The sequence below is a fragment of the Angustibacter speluncae genome, from assembly GCF_054777815.1.
The window spans coordinates 1-7,414 of record NZ_BAAHAF010000160.1 but is presented as its reverse complement, the minus strand read 5'-3'; the positions used below and the strand labels follow the sequence as shown (position 1 = coordinate 7,414).

Below are 7,414 nucleotides of genomic sequence, written 5' to 3'. Positions count from 1 at the left end.
GGCTCCAGCGCCGGCTCGTCCTGCGCCGGCTCGTCCTGCGCCGCCGGGGACGGCGCACCGGCTGGACGGGTGGCGGCCCGGCGGCGGCGCGGCGTCGTGGGCTGCGGCGCCTGGAACAGCGGGGCGAAGACCCCGGCGGGCGCGGCCTCCTCGGCGGCGTCCTGCGCCTCGTCGGCGTCGGTCTCCTCGACGTCGTCGTCCTCGTCGGCGACGGGCTCGCCCGGCTCCGTCGCGGGGACCGGCTCGAGCTGCTGCGGCTCGGCGGCCGCGGGCTGGTCCTCGCTCGCGACCGGTGCGGCCGCGGGTCGGGTGGCGCGGGCGCGCTTGCGGCGCGGCTTCGGCGCGTCCTCACCGCCCTCGGGAGCGGCGGACGCCGCCGCGTCGTCGACGGTGGGTGCCTGCTCGGTCGGGGTGTCGGCCGGGGTCGCGGTCCCGGCCTGCACCTCGGCGGCGGGCTCGGGGGTCGCGGCGGGCGCGGTGGCCTTGCGGGTGCGCTTGCGCGCCGCCTTCTTCGGCGGGGCGGGTGGCTCGTCCGCGCCACCGGACTGCTCGACGGCGGGTCGCTCGGCGGCAGGCTCCTCGGCCGGCTCGGTGGCCGGCGGCGCCTGCTGCGGGGCCACCGCCTTCTTGCGCGGCGCCCGCTTGCGTGGCGCCTTCGCGGGCGGCTCGGCGCCCGTCGGTGCGTCGGTCCCGGTGGTGGTGCCGGCGTCGGTCGTCTCGTCGCTCACGGGTCGCTCCCGTTCGTCCCCGGCCCGGCCGCACCGCGGGCCCGAGGTGGTCAGTCGCCGCAGCCCGCGGGGCGGGGCCACGGCGGAAGTCGTGGTCAGTCCGGCGGGCTCGCGTCGCCTCGCGGCTCGCGGTGCCCTCCGGCGGCGACCTCCCGGTCCGGGGCCAGTGGGTCGGCCACGGTCCTCGTCCCCTCGTCGAGCGGCCCCTGCGCCAGCCGCGTCACCTGGGGTGGTGACACGGGCGCGAGGTCGGCCACCGCGTGGAGCGCGGTCAGGACGTCGTCGGGTCGCACGGCAGGTGTGGCGTGCCGGACGACCAGGTGGAGTATCGCACAGGGGCCGCCGGCCGCCACCGCGGCTCGCCCGAGGTCGGCGACCGCCTCGCCGGGCGCCAGCACCTCCAGCAGCACCACCGCCGCGCGGGCGTCCGCCTCGCGCCGTCCGGACTTGGTGACGCGCTCGACCAGCACGCTGTCGCGTGCGAGGAACGCCTCGACGGCGGCCGCGGCGTCCTCGCGGCGCAGGCCGGGCAGGACCAGCTCCCACTCCCCCGCCTGCAGCCGCTCGGCGAGCCCGCCGGGTCCGGCCTCGACCACGTCGACGACGTCCAGGCCGGGTGGGAGCGCCTCGTCCAGCGCGACCCGCAGGGCGTCGGCGTCGACCCGTTCGACGACCGAGATCTCGACGTACTCGGCCTCGCTCGCCGCGCCCGTGGGCGCGGCGTTCGCGTAGGAGATCTTCGGGTGCGGCGTGAACCCGGCCGAGTAGGCCATCGGCACCTCGGCGCGGCGCAGCGCGCGCTCGAGGGCGCGCTGGAAGTCGCGGGCGCTGGTGAACCGCAGGCGGGACCGCTTGGTGTACCGGATCCGCAGCTTCTGCACCGGCGGCGGAGGAGGGGGCCCCTCGGGTCGGCGTGCCACGGTCGTCCATCCTGCCGCACCCGCCACGACCGGCTGTGGACGCCTCCCGCCGACCCCACGGCCGCTCGCTAGCGTGCTCGGGTGGACCCGGACGCCCCGTACGGGCTCGAGCACGCGATCGAGCGCGCCGAGCTGCTCGACGAGACCGGACGCACCCGCGAGGGCCTCGACCTGCTGCTGCCGCTGCTCGCGCAGGCACCCGGCGACCCCGATCTGCTGCGCGCGTGCGCGCGGCTGCTGCTGTCCACCGGCGACCCGGCCGACGCCGACGAGGGCGTCCGGCTGCTGCGGCAGGCGGTGGCCGCCGAGCCCGACGACCCCGAGGCGCTGTGCCTGCTCGGCCTGGCGCTGTCGGTGAACCCCCTGCGCTGGCGCGAGGCGCGCCGCCTCACCGGGCACGCCGTCGAGGTGGCCCCGCTCGACGCCGCGACCTGGCTCGCCCACGCCCAGGTGCTCAAGGACACCGTCGCGAAGCGGGGACCCACGCGCGAGGCGGCCGAGCAGGCCGTCGCGCTGGCGCCGCAGTCGGCGGCGGCGGCGCTGCTGCTCGCCGAGGTCGCGCACGACCAGACCAACCCGTTCGACAAGCGCCAGGTCGCGGCGACGCTGGCGCTGGTGCAGCGGGCGCTCGAGCTCGACCCGCACGACCCGGACGCGCACGTGCTGCGCGCGAAGGCCGACTACGACGCGCCCTCCTCGCACCGGCAGGAGGCCTACCTCGAGGCGGCGCGGCTCGACCCGTCCCGGCACGACGCGATCGTCGCGTTCGACGACGAGCTCACGTTCCCGCTGCGGATCGGGTTCTGGCTGATGACCCTGCTGGTGGTGGTGCAGGGGGTGCTCATCGCCGTCGACGTCGACCTCGGCACCGTGCTCGGCCTGCTCGCCCTGCTGGTGGTGCTGCCGCTGGCGTGGGTCGGTTTCCTCGTCGTGCGCAAGGAGTCGCCGGTCGACCCCGCGCGCGAGCCCGGGGTCGACCCGCTGCTGGTGGGGATGGTGCTGTGCCTGCTGTTCTCGGTGCCCCTGTTCCGGCTGTCGACGCGGGTCGAGGTGCCGTGGGTCGGCTGGGCGGGCTGCGTGCTGGCGCTGCTGCTGTCGGACGCGCTGTACCGCACCCGTCGTCGTCGCCGCCGCAAGCGGTTCGGCGGCTGAGGCGCGACCTCAGGCGGCGCCGTCGACCAGCTCGTCGCTCTCGACGACCACCGACTCGACGACCAGCTCCGGCACCTGCGGGCGCGGACCCCGCCCGGGGAAGTCGAACACCGCGAGCTCGAGCTGCATCGGGTAGCGCGGCGACTGCGCCGACCGCCGCACCGTGCGGCCGTCGAGCTCGAAGGTCGTGCCGTCCGGCGTCCACTCGACCGCGTAGGTGTGCCGCTCGCCGACGTCGAGGGCGACGGGGTCCGCGGAGAACTCCTCGGTGAGCGCGGGGTCGCGGAACGCGTGCACGCCGCAGCCGACCGCCACCGTCCCGTCGGCACCGACCGAGTCGCCGAACACCTCGACCAGGCACAGCTCGCCGCATCGGTCGGGCTCGTCCTCGAACCCGATCATCCAGGCCGAGAACATCGAGCTCGGTCCGACGACGGCACGGCAGGTCACCTCGACGCGGCCGTACCGCCACACCAGGCCGCGCTGCTCGCGCTGCTCCTCGGTCACGGTGAGTCCCTCGCGGAACGGCTGCTGGCCGCGGGTGCCGCCCACCGGGCCCGACCAGGTGCCGCTCTGCACGCCGGACACCTTGAGCAACGGATCCGGGTGGCGCTCCGGGCACCAGAGCGGGTGCTCGTCCGGGACGCGAAGGCGCAGGCCGTCCGGCACGAGGTCCCAGGTCGCCTGCGCGTCGTGCGTCGAGCTCCAGGCGGGCAGGTACGCCGCCGTCCACCGGCGCGGGTCGAGCGCCTCGAACCGTTCCGTCACCGTCGCCATCGCGGCATGGTGGCACCCGGGCAGCGCCGGTGCGGTGACGCGTCAGGCCCGGTCGAGCAGCGCCTGACGTCGCGGCTGGCCGTCCACGCTGAGCGGCAGCAGGTTCCGACCGGTGGGGCCGATCTGGATCTCGGTATCCATCTGCGGGCAGACGCCGCAGTCGAAGCACGGGGACCAGCGGCAGTCCTCGACCTCGACCTCGTTCACGCTGTCCTGCCAGTCCTCCCACAGCCAGTCCTTGTCGAGACCGGAGTCGAGGTGGTCCCAGGGCAGGACCTCGGCGAAGTCGCGCTCGCGGGTGGTGTACCAGTCGACGTCGACGCCGAACGGGGCGAGCGCGGTCGACGCCTGCTCCATCCAGCGGTCGAAGGAGAAGTGCTCGCTCCAGCCGTCGAACCGGCCGCCGTCGCGCCAGACCGCCTCGATGACGCTGCCGACCCGGCGGTCGCCGCGCGAGAGGAGTCCCTCGACGATGCCCGGCTTGCCGTCGTGGTACCGGAACCCGATGGCGCGCGAGTACTTGCGGTCGGACCGGATCGCGTCGCGGAGCTTCTGCAGCCGGGCGTCGGTCTCCTCGTGGCCGAGCTGCGGGGCCCACTGGAAGGGCGTGTGCGGCTTGGGGACGAACCCGCCGATGCTGACGGTGCAGCGGATGTCGCTCTGCCCGGACACCTGCCGGCCGGTGGCGATGACCCGCTTGGCGAGGTCGGCGATCTGCAGCACGTCGTCGTCGGTCTCGGTGGGCAGGCCGCACATGAAGTAGAGCTTCACCTGCCGCCAGCCGTTCGAGTACGCCGTGGCGACGGTGCGGATGAGGTCGTCCTCGGTGACCATCTTGTTGATCACCTTGCGCATCCGCTCGCTGCCGCCCTCGGGCGCGAACGTGAGGCCGGAGCGACGTCCGTTGCGGGACAGCTCGTTCGCCAGGTCGATGTTGAACGCGTCGACGCGCGTCGACGGCAGCGACAGGCCGGTGTTCGTGCCCTCGTAGCGGTCGGCGAGCTGCTTGGTGACCTCGCCGATCTCGGAGTGGTCGGCGCTCGACAGGCTGAGCAGGCCGACCTCCTCGAAACCGGTTGCGGCCAGGCCCTTCTCGACCATCTGCCCGATGCCCTCGAGCGAGCGCTCGCGGACCGGGCGGGTGATCATGCCGGCCTGGCAGAACCGGCAGCCCCGGGTGCAGCCGCGGAAGATCTCGACGCTCATCCGCTCGTGCACCGACTCGGCGAGCGGCACCAGCGGCTGCTTCGGGTACGGCCACTCGTCCAGGTCCATGACCGTGTGCTTGCTGACCCGCCACGGCACGCCCGGACGGTTCGGCGCCACCTTGCGGATGCGGCCGTCCGGCAGGTACTCGACGTCGTAGAACCGGGGCACGTACACGCCGCCGGTGCGCGCGAGGCGCAGCAGCAGCTCGTCGCGACCGCCCGGACGCCCCTCGGCCTTCCAGCCCTTCACCGCGTCGGTGATGAGCAGCACGGCCTCCTCGCCGTCGCCGATCACGGCGGCGTCGACGAAGTCGGCGATCGGCTCGGGGTTGAACGCCGCGTGCCCGCCCGCCAGCACCACGGGGTGGTCGACCGTGCGGTCGGCCGCGTGCAGCGGGATGCCCGCGAGGTCGAGCGCGGTGAGCATGTTCGTGTAGCCGAGCTCGGTCGAGAACGACAGCCCGAACACGTCGAAGTCCGCGAGCTCGCGGTGCGCGTCGACGGTGAACTGGGGCACGCCGTGCTCGCGCATCAGCGCTTCCATGTCGGGCCAGACGGCGTAGGAGCGCTCGGCCAGGGCGTCGTCGCGCTCGTTCAGCACCTCGTACAGGATCATCGTGCCCTGGTTGGGCACCCCGACCTCGTAGGCGTCCGGGTACATCAGCGCCCAGCGGACGGTGTGCTCACCGCCGCAGTCCCACTCCTTGACCGTCGCGTTCAGCTCGCCGCCGACGTACTGCACCGGCTTGGAGACCTGGGCGAGCAGCGGTTCGAGCCGGTCGAAGATCGACTGGCCGTGCATGGGGAAGCCTTCCGGACGGGGACGACGTACCGGTCAAGGGTACGCGGGCCGCGCCGGGGACGGGACCGGGGAAGGTCCGGCACCCAGGTGGTGCCGGACCTTCCCCCGTGAGCGGCTCAGGCCTCGCCGAACCAGATCGCGATCTCGCGGGCGGCCGACTCGGGCGAGTCCGAGCCGTGCACGAGGTTCTGCTGCACGGCCAGGCCCCAGTCGCGGCCGAGGTCGCCGCGGATCGTGCCGGGCGCCGCGGCGGTGGGGTCGGTCGCGCCGGCGAGCGAGCGGAAGCCCTCGATGCAGCGCTGGCCCTCGATCACGACGGCGCAGACCGGCCCGGACAGCATGAACTCGACGAGCGGCTCGTAGAACGGCTTGCCCTCGTGCTCGGCGTAGTGGTCGGCGAGCAGCTCGCGGGTGGCGGTGCGCAGGCGCACCTCGACCAGCCGGTACCCCTTCGCCTCGATGCGGCGCAGCACCTCGCCGGTGAGGCCGCGGGCGACCCCGTCGGGCTTGACCAGCACCAGGCTGCGCTCGGTGGGGTTCTCGCTCACGGTGCTCGGCTCCTCGGGTCGTGCGCCCAGCGGCGCGGGGACGTCCGGCACGACCCTAGTGGGCCCTCAGTCCTCGTCCCGGGCCCGGTGGCGGCGGCGGGTGGGCTCGGGCCGGCCGCGGACCCGGCGCCACAGGCCGGCGACGTCGTCCTCGAGGTAGCGGCCGCGGCGGTAGCTCCAGACCAGCTGCAGCACCAGGCCGACCACCAGCACGAGCGCACCGAGGGCGGTGGCGAGGCGCGGGGCGCCCGCCAGCAGCGACAGCACGACGAGCAGGCCACCGACGACCGCGGGCCACCGCGACCACCACGGCTCGCCCCGCACGAGCACCGCGCGGACCAGCAGCGCGAGCGTGCCGAGGGCGGCCACCGCCACGACGACCACCGGACCCGCTCCCTCCACCCGGTCACCGTAGCCAGCGGGTCACCGCCCGTCGCCGACCGCCTCCTGCGCCGCGCGGACGACGGCCGCGGGGACGTCGGCACCGGCGGCGTCCGCGAGGGCGGGCACCAGCTCGGGCCCGTACCGGTGACCGTGGCCGACCGGCTGGTCGAGCGAGCCGAGCAGGTCGCCGGTGGCGCCCCAGAACGACGCGAACGGCACCCAGCCGCGGTCCCAGCCGTCGGTCGGGCCCAGCAGCAGGCGCGGCGACCAGGCGGGCACCGGGTCGTCGCCGTGCTCGACGACGTGGACGCGCTCGCGGCCGGCGACCGCCTCGACCAGGTGCCGGGCGGCGTGCGGGACCCCGGACCAGACGGCGCCGTCCACGAGCGGGTGGCCGGACGCGGGCAGCCCGCCGACCGCGCCGAGGCTCTCGCCGTAGAGCACCACCCGGGGCCGGGACGGGCGGTCGGCGAGCTCGTCCTGGAGGGCGTCCAGGAGCGCGCCGGTCTGCACCGCGGCGAGCGCCCCGCCGCCGGTGAGGAACGCCTGCCAGCTCGGCCGGTCGTCGTACTGCACGGCGACGCTCGCGACGTCGCCGGCGGTGACCAGCTCGGCGGCCTCGACGACGGCCGGGTTGACCCACCCGCTGCCGGTGGGCACGACGACGAGCAGCAGGCCCCGGTCGAGGCCGCCGGAGCGCTCGAGGGCGTCCACGGCGGCCGCGGCGCGGACCCCCTCGTCCCCGGCGGTGAGCGGCACGGCCACGCGCACCGGTGCCGCGCCGGGACGGCCGGTCACGGCTGCGAGCTCGTCCACGGGGGTGGCGTCGCCGACGAAGGCGCGCAGACGAGGGGGCAGCGTCTCCGACGACGCCGCCCCGGCGGGCGAGGTCGAG

Annotated in this window: 7 protein-coding genes and 1 pseudogene; 1 reads left to right on the top strand and 7 read right to left on the bottom strand. The window is 75.5% G+C overall.

What is annotated here, in order from left to right; genetic code table 11:
• Both ACYVKY_RS17970 and ACYVKY_RS17965 read right to left on the bottom strand, forming a co-directional pair.
• A pseudogene (locus ACYVKY_RS17970) lies at positions 1 to 728 on the bottom strand (hypothetical protein); the annotation flags it as partial.
• A gap of 95 nt (positions 729 to 823) precedes the next feature.
• Positions 824 to 1,648 carry a DUF2344 domain-containing protein gene (locus ACYVKY_RS17965; RefSeq protein WP_460436354.1) on the bottom strand — a complete coding sequence of 275 codons (825 nt, stop codon included), beginning with the start codon at positions 1,646 to 1,648 and terminating at the stop codon, positions 824 to 826.
• An 81-nt stretch (positions 1,649 to 1,729) separates the two neighbouring features.
• Here ACYVKY_RS17965 and ACYVKY_RS17960 point away from each other — a divergent pair, with 81 nt between their 5' ends.
• On the top strand, positions 1,730 to 2,800 hold the full coding sequence (locus ACYVKY_RS17960; RefSeq protein WP_460436353.1) for a hypothetical protein: 1,071 nt from the start codon (positions 1,730 to 1,732) through the stop codon (positions 2,798 to 2,800).
• A 9-nt stretch (positions 2,801 to 2,809) separates the two neighbouring features.
• On the opposite strand, the gene ACYVKY_RS17955 is transcribed toward ACYVKY_RS17960, so the two are convergent.
• The 5 genes from ACYVKY_RS17955 to ACYVKY_RS17935 all read right to left on the bottom strand — a co-directional run.
• The gene (locus ACYVKY_RS17955) at positions 2,810 to 3,577 is read right to left on the bottom strand and encodes a glycoside hydrolase family 16 protein (protein WP_460436352.1); all 768 of its coding nucleotides are present in this window, start codon (positions 3,575 to 3,577) and stop codon (positions 2,810 to 2,812) included.
• 42 nt (positions 3,578 to 3,619) lie between these two features.
• Positions 3,620 to 5,587 (bottom strand): radical SAM family protein, encoded by a 1,968-nt coding sequence (locus ACYVKY_RS17950; protein ID WP_460436351.1) that lies wholly within the window; start codon positions 5,585 to 5,587, stop codon positions 3,620 to 3,622.
• 116 nt (positions 5,588 to 5,703) lie between these two features.
• Positions 5,704 to 6,135, bottom strand: a complete 432-nt coding sequence (gene ndk / locus ACYVKY_RS17945) for a nucleoside-diphosphate kinase (RefSeq protein ID WP_460436350.1) — start codon at positions 6,133 to 6,135, stop codon at positions 5,704 to 5,706.
• Between the two features lie 66 nt (positions 6,136 to 6,201).
• A complete protein-coding gene (locus tag ACYVKY_RS17940; RefSeq protein ID WP_460436349.1) occupies positions 6,202 to 6,537 on the bottom strand; it encodes a hypothetical protein in 336 nt (111 codons plus the stop codon).
• A 21-nt stretch (positions 6,538 to 6,558) separates the two neighbouring features.
• Positions 6,559 to 7,414: alpha/beta-hydrolase family protein (locus ACYVKY_RS17935; protein ID WP_460436348.1), on the bottom strand; the 856-nt coding region annotated here is incomplete at its 5' end.